Origin of the sequence: Streptomyces sp. NBC_00727, assembly GCF_045161745.1 — a bacterium.
Taxonomy (GTDB): domain Bacteria; phylum Actinomycetota; class Actinomycetes; order Streptomycetales; family Streptomycetaceae; genus Streptomyces.
On record NZ_CP108981.1, the window covers coordinates 4,261,919 to 4,281,983 of the forward strand.

15 protein-coding genes are annotated in these 20,065 nt (G+C 66.5%); 14 read left to right on the forward strand and 1 reads right to left on the reverse strand.

Going from position 1 to position 20,065, the window contains the following annotated elements; translation table 11 throughout:
* Window positions 1–18: 18 nt before the first annotated feature.
* The 6 genes from rplA (at window position 19) to OG242_RS19315 (ending at window position 11,252) form a co-directional block, all read left to right on the forward strand.
* The gene (gene rplA, locus OG242_RS19290) at window positions 19–741 is read left to right on the forward strand and encodes a 50S ribosomal protein L1 (protein WP_405899352.1); all 723 of its coding nucleotides are present in this window, start codon (window positions 19–21) and stop codon (window positions 739–741) included.
* Between the two features lie 158 nt (window positions 742–899).
* Window positions 900–1,811 (forward strand): hypothetical protein, encoded by a 912-nt coding sequence (locus OG242_RS19295; protein WP_405899353.1) that lies wholly within the window; start codon window positions 900–902, stop codon window positions 1,809–1,811.
* A 304-nt stretch (window positions 1,812–2,115) separates the two neighbouring features.
* On the forward strand, window positions 2,116–2,673 hold the full coding sequence (gene rplJ, locus OG242_RS19300) for a 50S ribosomal protein L10 (RefSeq protein WP_018101258.1): 558 nt from the start codon (window positions 2,116–2,118) through the stop codon (window positions 2,671–2,673).
* Window positions 2,674–2,756: 83 nt separating this feature from the next.
* A complete protein-coding gene (gene rplL, locus OG242_RS19305; protein ID WP_405899354.1) occupies window positions 2,757–3,140 on the forward strand; it encodes a 50S ribosomal protein L7/L12 in 384 nt (127 codons plus the stop codon).
* A gap of 596 nt (window positions 3,141–3,736) precedes the next feature.
* Window positions 3,737–7,222, forward strand: a complete 3,486-nt coding sequence (rpoB, locus tag OG242_RS19310; RefSeq protein WP_405899355.1) for a DNA-directed RNA polymerase subunit beta — start codon at window positions 3,737–3,739, stop codon at window positions 7,220–7,222.
* 130 nt (window positions 7,223–7,352) lie between these two features.
* Window positions 7,353–11,252 carry a DNA-directed RNA polymerase subunit beta' gene (locus OG242_RS19315; protein ID WP_405899356.1) on the forward strand — a complete coding sequence of 1,300 codons (3,900 nt, stop codon included), beginning with the start codon at window positions 7,353–7,355 and terminating at the stop codon, window positions 11,250–11,252.
* A gap of 63 nt (window positions 11,253–11,315) precedes the next feature.
* Here the strand turns inward: OG242_RS19315 and OG242_RS19320 are convergent, their stop codons facing one another.
* Window positions 11,316–11,885, reverse strand: coding sequence for a L,D-transpeptidase (locus OG242_RS19320; RefSeq protein ID WP_405899357.1), 570 nt, complete (start codon window positions 11,883–11,885; stop codon window positions 11,316–11,318).
* Here OG242_RS19320 and OG242_RS19325 point away from each other — a divergent pair.
* The 8 genes from OG242_RS19325 (at window position 11,872) to OG242_RS19360 (ending at window position 20,062) form a co-directional block, all read left to right on the forward strand.
* Window positions 11,872–12,171: a hypothetical protein gene (locus OG242_RS19325; RefSeq protein WP_405899358.1), complete on the forward strand. Its 300-nt coding sequence runs from the start codon at window positions 11,872–11,874 to the stop codon at window positions 12,169–12,171. The two genes, OG242_RS19320 and OG242_RS19325, sit on opposite strands and share 14 nt — an antisense overlap.
* A gap of 341 nt (window positions 12,172–12,512) precedes the next feature.
* A complete protein-coding gene (locus OG242_RS19330) occupies window positions 12,513–12,899 on the forward strand; it encodes a DUF3592 domain-containing protein (protein ID WP_405899359.1) in 387 nt (128 codons plus the stop codon).
* A gap of 46 nt (window positions 12,900–12,945) precedes the next feature.
* Window positions 12,946–13,350 (forward strand): DUF3592 domain-containing protein, encoded by a 405-nt coding sequence (locus OG242_RS19335; RefSeq protein WP_405899360.1) that lies wholly within the window; start codon window positions 12,946–12,948, stop codon window positions 13,348–13,350.
* A gap of 459 nt (window positions 13,351–13,809) precedes the next feature.
* Window positions 13,810–14,181, forward strand: coding sequence for a 30S ribosomal protein S12 (rpsL, locus tag OG242_RS19340; protein WP_003948652.1), 372 nt, complete (start codon window positions 13,810–13,812; stop codon window positions 14,179–14,181).
* Window positions 14,182–14,183: 2 nt separating this feature from the next.
* Window positions 14,184–14,654 carry a 30S ribosomal protein S7 gene (rpsG, locus tag OG242_RS19345; RefSeq protein WP_018101248.1) on the forward strand — a complete coding sequence of 157 codons (471 nt, stop codon included), beginning with the start codon at window positions 14,184–14,186 and terminating at the stop codon, window positions 14,652–14,654.
* 38 nt (window positions 14,655–14,692) lie between these two features.
* Window positions 14,693–16,822 (forward strand): elongation factor G, encoded by a 2,130-nt coding sequence (fusA, locus tag OG242_RS19350; protein WP_405899361.1) that lies wholly within the window; start codon window positions 14,693–14,695, stop codon window positions 16,820–16,822.
* 160 nt (window positions 16,823–16,982) lie between these two features.
* The gene (gene tuf / locus OG242_RS19355) at window positions 16,983–18,176 is read left to right on the forward strand and encodes an elongation factor Tu (protein ID WP_405899362.1); all 1,194 of its coding nucleotides are present in this window, start codon (window positions 16,983–16,985) and stop codon (window positions 18,174–18,176) included.
* A gap of 479 nt (window positions 18,177–18,655) precedes the next feature.
* Window positions 18,656–20,062 (forward strand): penicillin-binding transpeptidase domain-containing protein, encoded by a 1,407-nt coding sequence (locus OG242_RS19360; protein ID WP_405899363.1) that lies wholly within the window; start codon window positions 18,656–18,658, stop codon window positions 20,060–20,062.
* Window positions 20,063–20,065 lie beyond the last annotated feature (3 nt).

Sequence of the window (20,065 nt, forward strand, 5' to 3'; positions counted from 1 at the left end):
AAACCATCAGGAGTAGAAGTGAAGCGCAGCAAGAACCTCCGCGCTGCGGACGCCAAGATCGACCGGGAGCGCCTGTACGCCCCGCTCGAGGCCGTCCGTCTCGCCAAGGAGACCGCCTCCACGAAGTTCGACGGCACCGTCGAGATCGCCTTCCGCCTGGGTGTCGACCCGCGCAAGGCCGACCAGATGGTCCGCGGCACCGTGAACCTCCCGCACGGCACCGGCAAGACCGCCCGGGTCCTGGTCTTCGCGACCGGTGACCGTGCTGCGGCCGCGGAAGCCGCCGGGGCCGACATCGTCGGCTCCGACGAGCTCATCGACGAGGTGGCGAAGGGCCGTCTGGACTTCGACGCCGTCGTCGCGACCCCGGACCTCATGGGCAAGGTCGGCCGTCTCGGCCGCGTGCTCGGTCCGCGTGGTCTGATGCCGAACCCGAAGACCGGCACCGTCACCCCCGACGTCGTGAAGGCTGTCAACGACATCAAGGGCGGCAAGATCGAGTTCCGCGTCGACAAGCACTCGAACCTGCACTTCATCATCGGCAAGGTCTCCTTCGACGAGACCAAGCTGGTGGAGAACTACGCAGCGGCGCTGGAAGAGGTCCTCCGTCTGAAGCCGTCCGCCGCCAAGGGCCGCTACATCAAGAAGGCCGCGCTGGCGACCACGATGGGCCCCGGCATCCCGCTGGACTCCAACCGCACCCGTAACCTCCTCGTCGAGGAGGACCCGGCCGCCGTCTGAGCCCTCGCGCTCGTACGACCGCCGCGTCGCGTGTGACATAGGACGGGCCCCGCAACCTTTCGAGGTGCGGGGCTCGTCCTCATTCGTACGTGTACATGGCTGTCGGTGCCCTGCGTTAGCGTGGGTCACCGAGAGTCGAACGAGGGGTGGAATCACAGATGTTGACCAATACCGTACGGCGCGTGGGTCTGTCCGTGGCCGTGGTGGCGGCGCTGACGTCGGTCGCGGCCTGTGGCGGATCGGACGACGGCGGCAGCAAGGGCGGGAGCAAGAAGGAGAGCGCCGGCGGCTCCGTGGCGAAGGTCGACCCGATCGCCGCGCTGGTCGCCGTCCAGAAGAAGACCGGTCAGGCGCAGTCGGCCCGGATCGACAGCACGATGACCATGGGCAGCACGATGTCCACGAAGCAGTCGGGCGTCATCGACTGGTCCGACGGGATCACCGGCACCCTGAAGATCACCCCCACCGCTGGCGCCATGGCCGACAGCGTGAAGAAGCTCGGCGGCAACGGCACGATGGAGGCCCGCTACCTCAAGGACGGGTACGCGGTGGACATGGGCGAGGCCATGTCCCAGCAGACCGGCGGCAAGCGCTGGATCAGCTACAGCTACGACGACCTCGCGAAGCTCGCCGGAGCCTCTGGCGCGGTGATGAAGGACCAGATGCAGAACAGCACCCCCGAGCAGGGAGTGAAGTCGCTGCTGGCCTCCGGTGACGTCAAGAAGGTCGGCCAGGAGGACGTGCGCGGCGTCAGCGCCACGCACTACTCGGGCACGGTCGACGTCGCCGATCTCACCGCCAAGAGCAGCAACCTCGACGCCGACGAGCTCGCTGCGCTCAAGAAGCAGCTGGCCGACGGTGGGATCACCACGGAGACCATCGACATCTGGGTCGACGAGAACGACCTGCTGGTGAAGAAGACCGAGCGCGGTGACATGAAGACCGGCGAGCTCAACTCCACGGTGTACTACAGCGACTACGGCACCAAGGTCTCCGTCGAGCGCCCGCCGGCCGACCAGACCGTCGACTTCGCGGAGCTGATGGAGCAGCAGCAGGGCACCTCTTCGTAACCCGGTTCCGGGGGGTGCAAACCTCCCGGGACCGACTCGAGATGTCTCGAGACGGGACGGATTTGCCCGACGCGACTCGAGTCGCGTACGCTTCTGCAGAAGCCAAAGACCGCTGGTCGTTGTCCTGGATCCGCAAGGGTTCGGGCAACCGAAGGCTCCGTTGATGCGGACGACCTGCGCAGGTGACTGTGGAAAGCTCCCGGACTTCGTTTCGGTCGAGCTACGCCCTGGCGCCTGCGCCGGGGCGTTTCGTCTTTCCGGGTCCTTTTGAGCGGTCCTCATCACCCGGAAGGAGGCCGACGCTATGGCAAGGCCCGACAAGGCTGCCGCGGTAGCCGAGCTCGCGGACCAGTTCCGCAGCTCGAACGCCGCCGTGCTGACCGAGTACCGGGGTCTCACCGTTGCACAGCTCAAGCAGCTGCGCCGTTCGCTCGGTGAGAACGCCCAGTACGCCGTGGTGAAGAACACGCTGACCAAGATTGCGGCCAACGAGGCCGGGATCGACACGCTGGACGACCTGTTCGCAGGTCCGACGGCGGTTGCCTTCGTCACCGGTGACCCGGTGGAGTCGGCGAAGGGTCTTCGTGACTTCGCCAAGGACAACCCGAACCTGATCATCAAGGGCGGTGTCCTTGACGGTAAGGCGCTGTCCGCCGATGACATCAAGCAGCTCGCGGACCTCGAGTCCCGCGAGGTTCTGCTCGCCAAGCTGGCCGGTGCCATGAAGGGCAAGCAGACCCAGGCTGCGCAGCTCTTCCAGGCGCTGCCGTCGAAGTTCGTCCGCACTGCGGAAGCGCTTCGCGTCAAGCTGGAGGAGCAGGGCGGTGCCGGTACGCCGGCTCCCGCCGAGGCCGCCGAGTAATCACGCTCAGCGGTCCAGCGGGCTCCACGTACGCCCGCCGACATGTACATCCGGCACCTGCCGAATAGTGGAAGGACGCCATCATGGCGAAGCTCAGCCAGGAAGACCTGCTCGCTCAGTTCGAGGAGCTCACCCTCATCGAGCTCTCCGAGTTCGTGAAGGCCTTCGAGGAGAAGTTCGACGTCACCGCCGCCGCGGCCGTCGCCGTCGCGGGCCCGGCCCAGGGTGGCCCGGCCGCCCCGGCCGAGGAGGAGAAGGACGAGTTCGACGTCGTCCTCACCGCCGCCGGTGACAAGAAGATCCAGGTCATCAAGGTCGTGCGCGAGCTGACCTCCCTCGGCCTGAAGGAGGCCAAGGACCTCGTCGACGGCGCCCCGAAGCCCGTCCTCGAGAAGGTCGCCAAGGACGCCGCGGAGAAGGCTGCCGAGTCCCTCAAGGGCGCCGGCGCCTCCGTCGAGGTCAAGTGACCTCAGGAGTCGTCTGACTCCTCAGGACACCCGTGCCGCGAGGCGCGGAGTCACATCGCGAAAGGCGATCACCCGTTCGGGTGGTCGCCTTTCGGCGTCCCCGGGGCGGGTGCCTTGCCCTTCCCGCGTTGACGAGTATCGTGATCTTCGCCGTGCGCCTCTCGTGGGGTGCGCGGCCGCCGCCGGGGGCGGCATACGCGGGGCCGGAGGGCCGACGGGGCCGAGGGGGCCCTTGACGAACCGCACGCGGCGCGCAATTCTCAAGGCGCGGCGCCGAATCGATCCGAATCCGAGGCATGGATCGACGGTGAAGCGGGCAGTAAAGAAGAGCGCACCTCGCGCAGGGCTGGACAAGGGTGTTGAAACAAGCTGTTGAGAGCAACGTGGGTCTCTGAGAACCCCGACTGGACATCAGTGTGGCACTTGGCTACACTGACCCTTTGCGCTGCCTGTTAGCTGCCTCCTGCCCGTCACCAGGGGCATACCCATCTCGTGCATCGTGGACCGAACCTCCCTGACCGGGGATTTTCTGCCCTCATGTCCAATTTGGGACCGGTACGCGCGTAGTGAGTCCGAGCCCTCGGAAGGACCCCCTCTTGGCCGCCTCGCGCAACGCCTCGACCGCGAATACGAACAACGGCGCCAGCACCGCCCCGCTGCGCATCTCTTTTGCAAAGATCAAGGAGCCCCTCGAGGTTCCGAACCTCCTCGCGCTGCAGACCGAGAGCTTTGACTGGCTCCTCGGCAACGCCGCCTGGAAGGCTCGCGTCGAGGCTGCTCTGGACAGTGGACAAGACGTCCCCACCAAGTCCGGCCTCGAGGAGATCTTCGAGGAGATCTCACCGATCGAAGACTTCTCCGGGTCGATGTCGCTCACGTTCCGCGACCACCGCTTCGAGCCCCCGAAGAACTCGATCGACGAGTGCAAGGAGCGCGACTTCACGTTCGCCGCCCCGCTCTTCGTCACGGCCGAGTTCACCAACAACGAGACCGGCGAGATCAAGTCCCAGACGGTCTTCATGGGCGACTTCCCGCTCATGACCAACAAGGGCACCTTCGTCATCAACGGCACCGAGCGTGTCGTGGTGTCGCAGCTGGTCCGCTCGCCGGGTGTCTACTTCGACTCGTCGATCGACAAGACGTCCGACAAGGACATCTTCTCCGCCAAGATCATCCCCTCCCGGGGTGCCTGGCTGGAGATGGAGATCGACAAGCGCGACATGGTCGGTGTGCGCATCGACCGCAAGCGCAAGCAGTCCGTCACCGTCCTCCTGAAGGCTCTCGGCTGGACCACCGAGCAGATCCTCGAGGAGTTCGGCGAGTACGAGTCGATGCGCGCCACCCTGGAGAAGGACCACACCCAGGGCCAGGACGACGCGCTGCTCGACATCTACCGCAAGCTCCGCCCGGGCGAGCCGCCCACCCGCGAGGCCGCTCAGACGCTGCTCGAGAACCTCTACTTCAACCCGAAGCGCTACGACCTCGCGAAGGTCGGCCGCTACAAGGTGAACAAGAAGCTCGGCGCCGACGAGCCGCTGGACGCCGGCGTGCTCACCACCGACGACGTCATCGCGACCATCAAGTACCTGGTCAAGCTGCACGCCGGTGAGACCGAGACCGTGGGCGAGTCCGGCCGGACGATCGTCGTCGAGACCGACGACATCGACCACTTCGGCAACCGCCGTCTGCGCAACGTCGGCGAGCTCATCCAGAACCAGGTCCGTACGGGTCTCGCCCGTATGGAGCGCGTCGTGCGCGAGCGCATGACGACCCAGGACGTCGAGGCGATCACGCCGCAGACCCTGATCAACATCCGGCCGGTCGTCGCCTCCATCAAGGAGTTCTTCGGCACCAGCCAGCTGTCGCAGTTCATGGACCAGAACAACCCGCTGTCGGGTCTCACCCACAAGCGCCGTCTGTCGGCTCTCGGCCCGGGTGGTCTGTCCCGTGAGCGGGCCGGCTTCGAGGTCCGAGACGTGCACCCGTCCCACTACGGACGCATGTGCCCGATCGAGACCCCCGAAGGCCCGAACATCGGTCTGATCGGTTCGCTCGCCTCGTACGGCCGCGTCAACGCGTTCGGCTTCATCGAGACCCCGTACCGCAAGGTCGTCGACGGCCAGGTCACCGATGAGGTCGACTACGTCACCGCCGACGAGGAAGACCGTTTCGTCATCGCCCAGGCGAACGCGACGCTCTCCGACGACCTGCGCTTCACCGAGCCCCGCGTGCTGGTCCGCCGTCGTGGCGGAGAGGTCGACTACGTCCCCGGTGACGAGGTCGACTACATGGACGTCTCGCCGCGCCAGATGGTGTCCGTCGCCACCGCGATGATCCCGTTCCTGGAGCACGACGACGCCAACCGTGCCCTCATGGGCGCGAACATGATGCGCCAGGCGGTCCCGCTCATCAAGAGCGAGGCCCCGCTGGTCGGCACCGGCATGGAGTACCGCTGCGCCACCGACGCCGGTGACGTGCTGAAGGCCGAGAAGGACGGTGTGGTCCAGGAGGTCTCCGCGGACTACATCACCGTGACGAACGACGACGGTACGTACACCACGTACCGCATCGCGAAGTTCATGCGCTCCAACCAGGGCACCTCGGTCAACCAGAAGGTCGTCGTCGCCGAGGGCGACCGGATCGTCGCCGACCAGGTGCTCGCCGACGGTCCGGCCACCGAGAACGGTGAGATGGCCCTCGGCAAGAACCTGCTCGTGGCGTTCATGCCGTGGGAGGGTCACAACTACGAGGACGCGATCATCCTGTCGCAGCGCCTCGTGCAGGACGACGTCCTCTCCTCGATCCACATCGAGGAGCACGAGGTCGACGCCCGTGACACCAAGCTCGGTCCGGAGGAGATCACCCGGGACATCCCGAACGTCTCCGAAGAGGTCCTCGCGGACCTCGACGAGCGCGGCATCATCCGGATCGGCGCCGAGGTCACGGCCGGTGACATCCTCGTCGGCAAGGTCACGCCCAAGGGCGAGACCGAGCTGACCCCCGAGGAGCGCCTGCTCCGCGCGATCTTCGGCGAGAAGGCGCGCGAAGTGCGCGACACCTCGCTGAAGGTGCCGCACGGCGAGATCGGCAAGATCATCGGCGTTCGCGTCTTCGACCGTGAGGAGGGCGACGAGCTGCCGCCCGGCGTGAACCAGCTGGTCCGCGTCTACGTCGCGCAGAAGCGCAAGATCACCGACGGTGACAAGCTCGCCGGCCGTCACGGCAACAAGGGCGTCATCTCGAAGATCCTGCCGATCGAGGACATGCCGTTCCTGGAGGACGGCACCCCGGTCGACATCATCCTCAACCCGCTGGGTGTCCCGTCCCGAATGAACCCGGGACAGGTCCTTGAGATCCACCTCGGCTGGCTCGCCAGCCGCGGCTGGGACGTCTCCGGCCTCGGTGACGAGTGGGCCAAGCGCCTCCAGGTCATCGGCGCCGACCAGGTGGCCCCCGGTACCAACGTCGCCACGCCCGTCTTTGACGGTGCGCGCGAGGACGAGATCTCCGGTCTCTTCGAGGCCACGATCCCGAACCGCGACGGCATGCGTCTGGTGCAGCCCTCCGGCAAGGCCAACCTGTTCGACGGCCGCTCCGGCGAGCCGTTCCCGGAGCCGGTCTCGGTCGGCTACATGTACATCCTCAAGCTGCACCACCTGGTCGACGACAAGCTCCACGCCCGCTCGACCGGCCCGTACTCCATGATCACGCAGCAGCCGCTGGGTGGTAAGGCGCAGTTCGGTGGTCAGCGATTCGGTGAGATGGAGGTGTGGGCCCTTGAGGCCTACGGCGCCGCTTACGCCCTCCAGGAACTGCTGACGATCAAGTCCGACGACGTCACGGGCCGCGTGAAGGTCTACGAGGCGATCGTCAAGGGCGAGAACATCCCCGAGCCGGGCATTCCCGAGTCCTTCAAGGTGCTCATCAAGGAAATGCAGTCGCTCTGCCTCAACGTGGAGGTGCTGTCCTCGGACGGCATGTCCATCGAGATGCGCGACACGGACGAGGACGTCTTCCGCGCGGCGGAGGAGCTCGGTATCGACCTGTCCCGGCGCGAGCCGAGCAGCGTCGAAGAGGTCTGACGGGTTGGCCGGCCGGATCCCCGTGATCCGGCCGGCTCTCCCCGGACCCGTTCAGACCATTGCTGAAGTGCCCCGATTTTCTCGCGTGATGCGAGGGGGCTCGAACCCCCGAAAGAGGGATTGACGACAAGTGCTCGACGTCAACTTCTTCGACGAGCTGCGGATCGGCCTTGCCACCGCGGACGACATCCGGACCTGGTCCCACGGCGAGGTCAAGAAGCCGGAGACCATCAACTACCGCACCCTCAAGCCCGAAAAGGACGGACTCTTCTGCGAGAAGATCTTCGGTCCGACCCGGGACTGGGAGTGCTACTGCGGCAAGTACAAGCGTGTCCGCTTCAAGGGCATCATCTGTGAGCGCTGTGGCGTCGAGGTCACGCGCGCCAAGGTGCGCCGTGAGCGCATGGGCCACATCGAGCTTGCCGCTCCCGTCACCCACATCTGGTACTTCAAGGGCGTCCCGTCGCGCCTGGGCTACCTGCTGGACCTCGCGCCGAAGGACCTTGAGAAGGTCATCTACTTCGCCGCGTACATGATCACGTTCGTCGACGAGGAGCGCCGCACCCGCGACCTCCCGTCGCTGGAGGCGCACGTCTCCGTCGAGCGCCAGCAGGTCGAGAACCGCCGCGACTCCGACCTGGAGAACCGCGCCAAGAAGCTCGAGACCGACCTGGCCGAGCTGGAGGCCGAGGGCGCCAAGGCCGACGTGCGCCGCAAGGTGCGCGAGGGTGCCGAGCGCGAGATGAAGCAGCTGCGCGACCGTGCGCAGCGCGAGATCGACCGCCTCGACGAGGTGTGGAGCCGCTTCAAGAACCTCAAGGTCCAGGACCTGGAGGGCGACGAGCTGCTCTACCGCGAGCTGCGTGACCGCTTCGGCACGTACTTCGACGGCTGCATGGGCGCCGCCGCGCTGCAGAAGCGCCTGGAGTCCTTCGACCTCGACGAGGAGGCCGAGCGCCTCCGCGAGATCATCCGTACCGGCAAGGGCCAGAAGAAGACCCGTGCGCTCAAGCGCCTCAAGGTCGTCTCCGCGTTCCTGCAGACCAGCAACAAGCCCAAGGGCATGGTGCTCGACTGCGTGCCGGTCATCCCGCCGGACCTGCGTCCGATGGTGCAGCTGGACGGTGGCCGCTTCGCGACCTCCGACCTGAACGACCTGTACCGCCGCGTGATCAACCGCAACAACCGCCTGAAGCGGCTTCTCGACCTCGGCGCGCCCGAGATCATCGTGAACAACGAGAAGCGCATGCTCCAGGAGGCCGTGGACGCCCTCTTCGACAACGGTCGTCGTGGCCGTCCGGTCACCGGTCCCGGCAACCGCCCCCTGAAGTCCCTCAGCGACATGCTGAAGGGCAAGCAGGGCCGCTTCCGTCAGAACCTGCTCGGCAAGCGCGTGGACTACTCCGCGCGTTCCGTGATCGTCGTCGGTCCGCAGCTCAAGCTGCACCAGTGCGGTCTGCCGAAGGCGATGGCGCTGGAGCTCTTCAAGCCGTTCGTGATGAAGCGCCTGGTCGACCTGAACCACGCGCAGAACATCAAGTCGGCCAAGCGCATGGTCGAGCGCGGACGCACCGTGGTGTACGACGTCCTCGAAGAGGTCATCGCCGAGCACCCGGTGCTGCTGAACCGTGCGCCCACCCTGCACCGCCTCGGTATCCAGGCCTTCGAGCCGCAGCTGGTCGAGGGCAAGGCCATCCAGATCCACCCGCTCGTCTGCACCGCGTTCAACGCGGACTTCGACGGTGACCAGATGGCCGTGCACCTGCCGCTCTCCGCGGAGGCGCAGGCCGAGGCCCGCATCCTGATGCTGTCCTCGAACAACATCCTGAAGCCGGCCGACGGTCGCCCCGTCACCATGCCGACCCAGGACATGGTGCTGGGCCTGTTCTTCCTGACCACCGACGGCGAGCTCCGCGACACCAAGGGCGAGGGGCGCGCGTTCGGCTCCACGGCCGAGGCGATCATGGCGTTCGACGCCGGCGAGCTGGCGCTCCAGTCGTCCGTCGACATCCGCTTCCCGGTGGGCACCATCCCGCCGCGTGGCTGGGTGCCGCCGGTCGCCGAGGAGGGCGAGCCCGAGTACCAGCCGGGTGACACCTTCCGGCTGCGGACGAGCCTGGGCCGCGCGCTCTTCAACGAGCTGCTGCCCGAGGACTACCCGTTCGTCGACTACTCGGTCGGCAAGAAGCAGCTCTCCGAGATCGTCAACGACCTCGCCGAGCGCTACCCCAAGGTCATCGTGGCGGCGACGCTCGACAACCTGAAGGCGGCCGGCTTCCACTGGGCGACCCGTTCGGGCGTCACCGTGGCCATCTCCGACGTCGTCGTGCCCGAGGCCAAGAAGGCCATCGTCAAGGGCTACGAGGAGCAGGACGAGAAGGTCCAGAAGCAGTACGAGCGCGGCCTGATCACCAAGGACGAGCGCACGCAGGAGCTCATCGCGATCTGGACCAAGGCGACCAACGAGGTTGCCGAGGCGATGAACGCGAACTTCCCCAAGACGAACCCCATCTTCATGATGGTTGACTCGGGTGCCCGAGGAAACATGATGCAGATGCGTCAGATCGCGGGTATGCGTGGTCTGGTGTCCAACGCCAAGAACGAGACGATCCCTCGTCCCATCAAGGCGTCCTTCCGTGAGGGCCTCACCGTTCTGGAGTACTTCATCTCCACGCACGGTGCCCGTAAGGGTCTGGCGGACACCGCCCTGCGTACCGCCGACTCGGGTTACCTGACCCGTCGTCTGGTGGACGTCTCGCAGGACGTGATCATTCGCGAGGAGGACTGCGGCACCGACCGCGGCCTCAAGCTGAAGATCGCCGTCAAGGGTGCCGACGGTGTCCTCCGCAAGACGGACGACGTCGAGACCTCGGTCTACGCCCGCATGCTCGCCGAGGACGTCGTCGTCGACGGCAAGGTCATCGCGCCTGCCAACGTCGACCTCGGTGACGTCCTGATCGACGCCCTGGTGGGCGCCGGCGTCGAGGAGGTCAAGACCCGCTCGGTCCTGACCTGCGAGTCCGCGGTCGGCACCTGTGCCTTCTGCTACGGACGCTCGCTCGCCACCGGCAAGCTGGTCGACATCGGTGAGGCGGTCGGCATCATCGCCGCCCAGTCCATCGGTGAGCCCGGTACCCAGCTGACGATGCGTACCTTCCACACCGGTGGTGTGGCCGGTGACGACATCACCCAGGGTCTGCCGCGTGTCGTCGAGCTCTTCGAGGCGCGTACGCCCAAGGGTGTCGCCCCGATCTCCGAGTCCGCGGGCCGCGTCCGCATCGAGGAGACCGAGAAGACCAAGAAGCTCGTCGTCACCCCGGACGACGGCAGCGACGAGATCGCCTTCCCGATCTCCAAGCGCGCCCGTCTCCTGGTGGGCGAGGGCGACCCCGTCGAGGTGGGCCAGAAGCTCACCGTGGGTGCCACCAACCCGCACGATGTGCTGCGCATCCTCGGCCAGCGCGCGGTCCAGGTGCACCTGGTCGGCGAGGTCCAGAAGGTCTACAACTCGCAGGGCGTGTCGATCCACGACAAGCACATCGAGATCATCATCCGGCAGATGCTCCGCCGCGTGACGATCATCGAGTCCGGCGACGCGGAGCTGCTGCCGGGCGAGCTCGTCGAGCGCTCGAAGTTCGAGACCGAGAACCGTCGTGTGGTCACCGAGGGCGGTCACCCCGCCTCCGGCCGTCCGCAGCTGATGGGTATCACCAAGGCCTCGCTGGCGACGGAATCCTGGCTGTCGGCCGCCTCCTTCCAGGAGACGACCCGAGTCCTGACGGACGCGGCGATCAACGCCAAGTCCGACAGCCTCATCGGCCTCAAGGAGAACGTCATCATCGGTAAGCTCATCCCGGCCGGTACGGGCCTGGCCCGCTACCGCAACATCCGGGTCGAGCCGACCGAGGAGGCCAAGGCCGCGATGTACTCGGCCGTCGGCTACGACGACATCGACTACTCGCCGTTCGGCACGGGCTCCGGCCAGGCCGTTCCGCTGGAGGACTACGACTACGGTCCGTACAACCAGTAGCAGGTAGTGAGAAGGGCGCCCATCCCGTCATCGACGGGGTGGGCGCCCTTCTGCGTGCGGTGGTCAGCCGATGGCTATCCGGGGGTGTGCGTTCGGGCTGATCCAGCCCATGATCCGGTCCATGGTCGCCCGGGGGACGGAGACGCAGCCGGCGGTCGCGCCGCTGCCGTTGACGTGCAGGAAGATGCCGGCGCCCCGGCCGGGCACGGCCGGCCACCGGTTGTAGTTGATGACGAGCGCCTTGGCGTACTGCGTGGGGTAGTTCACCAGGTGCTCGCTGCCTCGTACACCGCTCTCCGTCAGGGGGAAGTCCGCGCCGGCCGCGGAGTGCATCTGGTTGTAGTACTTCGACTCCGGGTCCTCCACCCACCAGTGGGTGCTGTTGACCACGGTGTACGGCATCGCCGTGCCCCCGGCCTGGACGCCGAAGCCCTCGGTGAGGGTGTAGGTGCCGTTCGGGGTCGTGTACGTGTTCTGGCGCCGGGTGGACCCGTTGGTCACTCCGTTGGAGCCGACACGTCCGGCCGTGGTGGAGAACTGTGCCTTCCACCCCGCCGAGCCCTTCTGCCACGCGGTCACGGTCGCGTACGAGCCGGAGGCGCGCACGGTGATCAGCTGGGTGGCGTTGCCCACGGAGACCGGTACGGGGAAGGACGGGGCGGCGGGCGGCTTCGACGCGGTCTTCGTGGGCTCTGTCTTCGTACCGGAGGCGCGCTTCGGCGAGGCCGAACCGGTGGGCCGCTTCGAGGGGGACGCGGATGCGGAGGCCGACGCCGAGGGTGAGGGGGACGCGGAGGCGGAGGCGGAGGCGGAAGTGGAGGGGGATGGGGAACCTGACGGCTCCGTGCTCTCCTCGTCGGCGGCCACCGAGGCGGCCGGGGGATCCGAGGGGGCGGCTGCTGAGTCGTCCGAGGCCTGACTGCCGCAGGCTGAGCCGAGCAGCAGCACGCTCACAGTGGCGAGGGTGGCGACGACGGGACGGGACACGACCTGCACGTGGTGCTCCTGAAGGGCGGGAGGACGGCTGGAGGTGTGGGGGGCACGTACGCGGGAGCGCTCGGGAGGGTGGTGCTGGGGCCCGGAGCTCCAATACGCGCGTTCCGTAGTGTAGTTGGTGCGCCGCGAGAGAGGATGGAGCCGCCCGCGTCCGGCCCGGCCCGGTGCGGATCAGCGCATGGTTCCGGTCGACGAGAACTTTCAGGCCGAGGAGCGTGCGGGGCGTATGTAGGTGGAGGGGATGCATCGATGGTGCGAGACGATATGAAACTTCTGCTGGACGTCGGAATGGTCCTTGCAGTCATCGTCATTCTTGTTTTTGCGGTTCCGCACCTGTCGAATGAACGTCTTCGCCGGCGGGGTGTGCGCGTCATGGGTGTCTGCATTGCGCATTCCGCCCCGGTCGACCAGAAGGTCTCGTGTCGTATTCAATACCGAATAGGTGAGGACGAAGTCACTTTCACGACCTCCTCGTCATCTGCTCCTGCTGCTCAGATAGGGCAGCAGGTCGAAGTCCTCTACGACCGGGAGAACCCGAAACGGGCCGGCCTCGCCTATCAGGTCCCGCCAGACGGTACGAAGGTGCGCGTTTTCCTTCTGGTCATGTTTCTGCTGCTCATCGCGGCATTCGTCGTCCGTGTGCTTTCCTGACCACGTTTACGGACTCATCTCTTCTGGGGTGGCGAGGAAAAGGTTCATGGATCTGCTGGGATTCTTTTTCATGCTTGTCGGTCTGTTCTTCTGCATCCTCGGCCTAGCTGGTTTCAATAGCTTTTCGACTGTCCGGAAAATGCGTAGGCGTGGCGTCAGGACCGAGGCCGTCTGTGTTGCTCACGGAATTCCGGACGACGGTGAGATGAGGGTGGTCTGGCAGTATTCGGTCGGCGCCGAGCAAGTGCGGACAACGCTGACGACCAAGTACGCGCCCGCACCGGTGGGCTCGTCCCATCCCCTGATCTATGACTCCCGCAGGCCGCAGGACGCGCTGTTGGAGACCGAGCGAAGCCTGGACAGTACGGGGCTGAAGAGGGCAATCGTGCTCGGCGCCCTGGTGGGGGTTCCATTTGTCGCCGTGGGCGCGTGGCTGCTGGGGTCCTACTGACTCGCGGGTGCGGCCGGCGGTGAGCGAGGGACCGGGCCCGCCCCGGCCCCCGGAGCCGAAGCTCCCGGGTGCCCACGATTCCCCGGCTGCGCCCTCCGTCGCGCCGGCCGGCCGGAGGCGCGAACCGCGTCGCGCCCGACGGTGAGCCCCTGTGACGTGGGACACGGGGTAGCGTGCGAGGTGGGGCGCTGCCTTGGGATCACCCCGGAGCGGGCGTCGGCCTCAGGGCATTTGTTTTGACCGCAGTCCATGAGGTAGGTACGCTCAGACCTTGTGCCTGGGGTGTGCCTGGGTTCGTGTGCGTGTCCTCAACCGCATGGCGGACCTGTCTTCGGCCACCGTGATCCGTGCTCCTCATGCCGTTCCGGTACGGGCTCGCAGGATCCGACACACCCGACCGCGTGGGTCGGCGACGTTCCAGGTTAGTTTCACCGACGGCACACAGAAACCGGAGAAGTAGTGCCTACGATCCAGCAGCTGGTCCGGAAGGGCCGGCAGGACAAGGTCGAGAAGAACAAGACGCCCGCGCTCGAGGGTTCGCCCCAGCGCCGCGGCGTCTGCACGCGTGTGTTCACGACCACCCCGAAGAAGCCGAACTCCGCGCTCCGGAAGGTCGCACGTGTGCGTCTGACCTCGGGCATCGAGGTCACGGCCTACATCCCGGGTGAGGGACACAACCTGCAGGAGCACTCCATCGTGCTCGTGCGTGGTGGCCGTGTGAAGGACCTGCCGGGTGTTCGTTACAAGATCATCCGCGGCTCGCTCGACACCCAGGGTGTCAAGAACCGCAAGCAGGCCCGCAGCCGCTACGGCGCCAAGAAGGAGAAGTAAGAATGCCTCGTAAGGGCCCCGCCCCGAAGCGCCCGGTCATCATCGACCCGGTCTACAGCTCTCCTCTTGTCACGTCGCTGATCAACAAGATCCTGCTCGACGGCAAGCGTTCCACCGCCGAGCGGATCGTGTACGGCGCCATGGAGGGTCTTCGTGAGAAGACCGGCGCCGACCCGGTGATCACGCTGAAGCGCGCGCTGGAGAACGTCAAGCCCTCGCTCGAGGTCAAGTCCCGCCGTGTCGGTGGCGCCACCTACCAGGTGCCGATCGAGGTCAAGCCCGGTCGTGCCGCCACCCTCGCGCTGCGCTGGGTCGTGGGTTACTCCCGCGCCCGCCGCGAGAAGACGATGACCGAGCGGCTCATGAACGAGCTGCTCGACGCCTCGAACGGTCTTGGCGCTGCCGTCAAGAAGCGTGAGGACACCCACAAGATGGCCGAGTCCAACAAGGCCTTCGCGCACTACCGCTGGTAGTCGCTACCCCCATCGAGACCGAGAGAAGACTGAGCCTTATGGCCACCACTTCGCTTGACCTGGCCAAGGTCCGCAACATTGGGATCATGGCCCACATCGACGCGGGCAAGACGACCACCACTGAGCGGATCCTGTTCTACACCGGCGTTTCGTACAAGATCGGTGAGGTCCACGACGGCGCTGCCACGATGGACTGGATGGAGCAGGAGCAGGAGCGCGGCATCACCATCACGTCCGCCGCGACGACCTGTCACTGGCCGCTCAACGATGTTGACCACACCATCAACATCATCGACACCCCGGGTCACGTCGACTTCACCGTCGAGGTGGAGCGTTCGCTCCGCGTCCTCGACGGCGCCGTCACCGTGTTCGACGGTGTGGCCGGCGTCGAGCCGCAGTCCGAGACGGTCTGGCGTCAGGCGGACCGCTACGGCGTGCCGCGCATCTGCTTCGTCAACAAGCTCGACCGCACCGGCGCCGACTTCCTGCGCTGCGTCAACATGATCGTGGACCGCCTCGGCGCGACCCCGATCGTCATGCAGCTGCCCATCGGCGCCGAGGCGGACTTCACGGGCGTCGTCGACCTCGTGTCGATGAAGGCCTTCGTGTACCCCGAAGAGGCCGCCAAGGGCGAGATGTACAACGTCGTCGACATCCCGGAGAACCTCCAGGAGCAGGCCGACGAGTGGCGCGGCAAGCTCCTTGAGGCCGTGGCCGAGAACGACGACGCCATGATGGAGCTGTACCTGGAGGGCACCGAGCCCACCCAGGACCAGCTGCACGAGGCGATCCGCCGCATCACGCTGGCCTCCCGCGGCAGCGCCGACTCCGTCACGGTCACCCCGGTGTTCTGTGGCACGGCGTTCAAGAACAAGGGCGTCCAGCCCCTGCTCGACGCGGTCGTCCGCTACCTGCCCTCCCCCCTGGACGTCGAGGCCATCGAGGGCCACGACCCCAAGGACGCCGAGACCGTCATCAAGCGCAAGCCCTCGGACGACGAGCCGCTCTCGGCTCTGGCGTTCAAGATCGCGAGCGACCCGCACCTCGGCAAGCTCACCTTCGTCCGGATCTACTCCGGTCGCCTGGACGCCGGCACCGCGGTGCTGAACTCCGTCAAGGGCAAGAAGGAGCGCATCGGCAAGATCTACCGCATGCACGCAAACAAGCGTGAGGAGATCGACTCGGTGGGCGCCGGCGACATCATCGCCGTCATGGGCCTGAAGCAGACCACCACCGGTGAGACGCTGTGCGACGACAAGAACCCGGTCATCCTGGAGTCCATGGACTTCCCGGCGCCGGTCATTCAGGTCGCGATCGAGCCCAAGTCCAAGGGTGACCAGGAGAAGCTGGGTGTCGCCATCCAGCGCCTCTCCGAGGAGGACCCGTCCTTCCAGGTGCACTCCGACGAGGAGACCGGCCAGACCATCATCGGTGGTATGGGCGAGCTTCACCTCGAGGTGCTCGTCGACCGCATGAAGCGCGAGTTCCGCGTCGAGGCGAACGTCGGCAAGCCGCAGGTCGCGTACCGCGAGACGATCCGCAAGGCCGTCGAGCGCATCGACTACACGCACAAGAAGCAGACTGGTGGTACCGGCCAGTTCGCGAAGGTGCAGATCGCCATTGAGCCCCTTGAGGGCGGCGACGCGTCGTACGAGTTCGTCAACAAGGTCACCGGTGGCCGCATCCCCCGTGAGTACATCCCCTCGGTGGACGCGGGTGCCCAGGAAGCCATGCAGTTCGGCATCCTGGCCGGTTACGAGATGGTCGGCGTCCGCGTCATCCTTCTCGACGGTGGTTACCACGAGGTCGACTCCTCGGAGCTCGCCTTCAAGATCGCCGGTTCGCAGGCGTTCAAGGAGGGTGCCCGCAAGGCGTCCCCCGTGCTCCTTGAGCCGATGATGGCCGTCGAGGTCACCACGCCCGAGGACTACATGGGCGATGTCATCGGCGACCTCAACTCCCGCCGTGGCCAGATCCAGGCCATGGAGGAGCGCAGCGGCGCTCGCGTCGTGAAGGGCCTCGTGCCCCTCTCGGAGATGTTCGGCTACGTCGGAGACCTCCGCAGCAAGACCTCGGGTCGCGCAAGCTACTCGATGCAGTTCGACTCCTACGCCGAGGTTCCGCGGAACGTCGCCGAGGAGATCATCGCGAAGGCCAAGGGCGAGTAACTCTCCCGAGCTCACGCTTTAGGCTTGTCACCGGAGCCCGTGGGGCATTCGTCGCGCAGTTCACACTTCGTGGAGAATGCCCCCGGGGGCCGGCATCCCAGCAAAGATCACCTGGCGCCGATGAAGCAAGGCGTACAGAACCACTCCACAGGAGGACCCAGTGGCGAAGGCGAAGTTCGAGCGGACTAAGCCGCACGTCAACATCGGCACCATCGGTCACATCGACCACGGTAAGACGACCCTCACGGCCGCCATTACCAAGGTGCTGCACGACGCGTACCCCGACCTGAACGAGGCCTCGGCCTTCGACCAGATCGACAAGGCTCCCGAGGAGCGCCAGCGCGGTATCACCATCTCCATCGCGCACGTCGAGTACCAGACGGAGTCGCGTCACTACGCGCACGTCGACTGCCCGGGTCACGCGGACTACATCAAGAACATGATCACCGGTGCCGCGCAGATGGACGGCGCCATTCTCGTGGTCGCCGCCACCGACGGCCCGATGCCGCAGACCAAGGAGCACGTGCTCCTGGCCCGCCAGGTCGGCGTTCCGTACATCGTCGTCGCCCTGAACAAGGCCGACATGGTGGACGACGAGGAGATCCTGGAGCTCGTCGAGCTCGAGGTCCGCGAGCTGCTCTCCGAGTACGAGTTCCCGGGCGACGACCTTCCGGTCGTCAAGGTCTCGGCGCTCAAGGCCCTCGAGGGCGACAAGGAGTGGGGCAACACCGTCCTCGAGCTCATGAAGGCCGTGGACGAGAACATCCCGCAGCCCGAGCGCGACGTCGAGAAGCCGTTCCTGATGCCGATCGAGGACGTCTTCACGATCACCGGTCGTGGCACCGTCGTCACCGGCCGCATCGAGCGTGGTGTCCTCAAGGTCAACGAGACCGTCGACATCGTCGGTATCAAGACCGAGAAGACCACCACCACGGTCACCGGCATCGAGATGTTCCGCAAGCTGCTCGACGAGGGCCAGGCCGGTGAGAACGTCGGTCTGCTCCTCCGTGGCATCAAGCGCGAGGACGTCGAGCGCGGCCAGGTCATCATCAAGCCGGGTTCGGTCACGCCGCACACGGACTTCCAGGCCCAGGCCTACATCCTGTCGAAGGACGAGGGTGGCCGTCACACCCCCTTCTTCAACAACTACCGCCCGCAGTTCTACTTCCGTACCACGGACGTGACGGGCGTTGTGACCCTTCCCGAGGGCACCGAGATGGTCATGCCGGGTGACAACACCCTCATGGACGTCGCGCTGATCCAGCCGGTCGCCATGGAGGAGGGCCTGAAGTTCGCCATCCGTGAGGGTGGCCGGACCGTGGGCGCCGGCCAGGTCACCAAGATCGTCAAGTAGTCACTTGACCGTCTGACCTGGTTGCTCCGCACAGAGCACCAAGAAGGGCCCCGTCCCACCGTTCACGCGGTGGGACGGGGCCCTTCGGTTTTTACGGTTACGAGGCAGCCCCGGGCCGCGGACCATGAAGACGTCCACCCTCCAGGCCGGCGGAGGTGGTGGGGTGCAGGTCCCAGTCTTGAGTGGTACGTGCATGCATGGCGGGAGTCCGGCAGAGGGCGGGCGGCGTCCTGCGGACCCCGGATGACGGGGACCACGGCCTCGTCGGGCCACTGGTGGCCCGGCTGGAACGGGAGCTGCCGGCCCACTGAGTTCGCGGCCCTTGCGTCACGCGTCCCCCGGAGACGCGGCGCCTCCGCCCTCCTCGACAGTGCCGCCGACCACGGCGTACCAACGCCGTGCCCTGACCGTGCAGTTGCACCACCAAGCGGTCAGCAGGGCGAGGGGTGTGCCTACGGGGCGGGCCCTAGGATGACCGCATGCCTACGACAAAGCGCCCATGGGCTTCGTTGGCCACGCTGCTCACCCTGCTTGTCCCCTTGGCGGGTTGCGGGACAGCAGGGAACGGCGATACCGGAACGGGGAAGCGCGCCGGTGCGTCGGGTGACAAGCCGCGTGACGAGCAGTCGATGCCAACGCCCCCGAAGACCGGTCTGGGCAACATCATCGTCGAGGGCCGGGCGATCACCGGTTCCCGGCCGTCCAGGGTTCGCAAGGTCCCCTACCGGCGCACCTATACGGACGGCGAGCTGTACTCAGCCGTTACGGGGTATAGGTCAATGGCATTCGGGCGCAATGAGCTGGAATCGGCGTACGACGACGTCCTGAACCCCGGCGCGTCCTCCCTCGGCAGTCGGCCGGGCAACGTGGTGACGGCCATTTCGCCGGCCGTCCAGCGCGCCGCCATGGATGCGCTGGACGGCCGGGAGGGTGCCGCGGTCGCTGTAGACGTGCGGACCGGGCACATCCGTGCACTGGTCAGCACTCCGTCGTACGACCCGGCCACTTTCAGCGGCAATACGATGGAAGACGGCCGCGGCTGGGACGAACTGATCGGCGACAGGCACAAGCCGTTGCTGAACCGGACCAGGAAGCAATCGACGCCGCCGGGTGAGACCTTTCATCTCGTCGTCGCGGCAGCGGCTCTGGAGAAGGGGCTCTACTCCTCGGTGGACGAGGCGACGGACACTCCGGCGTCCTACACCCCTCCCGGCAGCAGCAAGGCGCTGACCGGTGACCCCGCCCATTGCGGGAACGCTTCCATACGCACCGCGCTGCACTATGCGTGCGGAAACGTCTTCGCGCGCTTGGCGGTCGACGTAGGGGAGGCGCAACTCGCCGCGACGGCAGAGTCGTTCGGCTTCAACGACGACGAGGTGCGCATTCCGGTGATCCTCAATCCGAGCAACTACCCACGTGGACGGAGCGCGGCGGACCTGGCCGCCGCTGCCAATGGGTCCGGAGGCGTCACCGCGACGCCCGTCCAGATGGCACGGGTGATGGCCGTCATCGCGGGCGGCGGCAAGCAGGTGCATCCGCAACTGGTCACGAAGGTGGTCAGGGCCGACGGCAGCGTGGAATCGCCGGAGTATCTCGCCCAAGACGATGGACGCCGGGTAGTGGGGCAACGGACCGCTGAACAGTTGCAGTCGGCCTTGCGGACCTCGGCCGACGGCGTGACCGGGTGGGTGCAGAAGTGGGACGTGGACAGCGGCGGAGAATCGGTCTCCTGGTCTGTCTCCCTTGCTCGCTCGGGGGACGAGGGCCCGATGGCCATCGCGGTGTACATCTCCAATCCCCGAGCGTCGAGTGACCGCGCCGATGATGTGGCATCGATCGAGCGTGTCGCGGGACGAATGCGCGAGGCAGCCGCCGCGTTGCGGTGACTG

Bases quoted from the DNA above. Each gene is read 5' to 3' on its own strand.
- OG242_RS19360 (WP_405899363.1), top strand. From the start codon at position 18,656: ATGCCTACGACAAAGCGCCCATGGGCTTCGTTGGCCACGCTGCTCACC.
- OG242_RS19330 (WP_405899359.1), top strand. From the start codon at position 12,513: ATGAAACTTCTGCTGGACGTCGGAATGGTCCTTGCAGTCATCGTCATT.
- fusA (WP_405899361.1), top strand. From the start codon at position 14,693: ATGGCCACCACTTCGCTTGACCTGGCCAAGGTCCGCAACATTGGGATC.
- rplJ (WP_018101258.1), top strand. From the start codon at position 2,116: ATGGCAAGGCCCGACAAGGCTGCCGCGGTAGCCGAGCTCGCGGACCAG.
- OG242_RS19335 (WP_405899360.1), top strand. From the start codon at position 12,946: ATGGATCTGCTGGGATTCTTTTTCATGCTTGTCGGTCTGTTCTTCTGC.
- rpsG (WP_018101248.1), top strand. From the start codon at position 14,184: ATGCCTCGTAAGGGCCCCGCCCCGAAGCGCCCGGTCATCATCGACCCG.
- OG242_RS19295 (WP_405899353.1), top strand. From the start codon at position 900: ATGTTGACCAATACCGTACGGCGCGTGGGTCTGTCCGTGGCCGTGGTG.
- rplL (WP_405899354.1), top strand. From the start codon at position 2,757: ATGGCGAAGCTCAGCCAGGAAGACCTGCTCGCTCAGTTCGAGGAGCTC.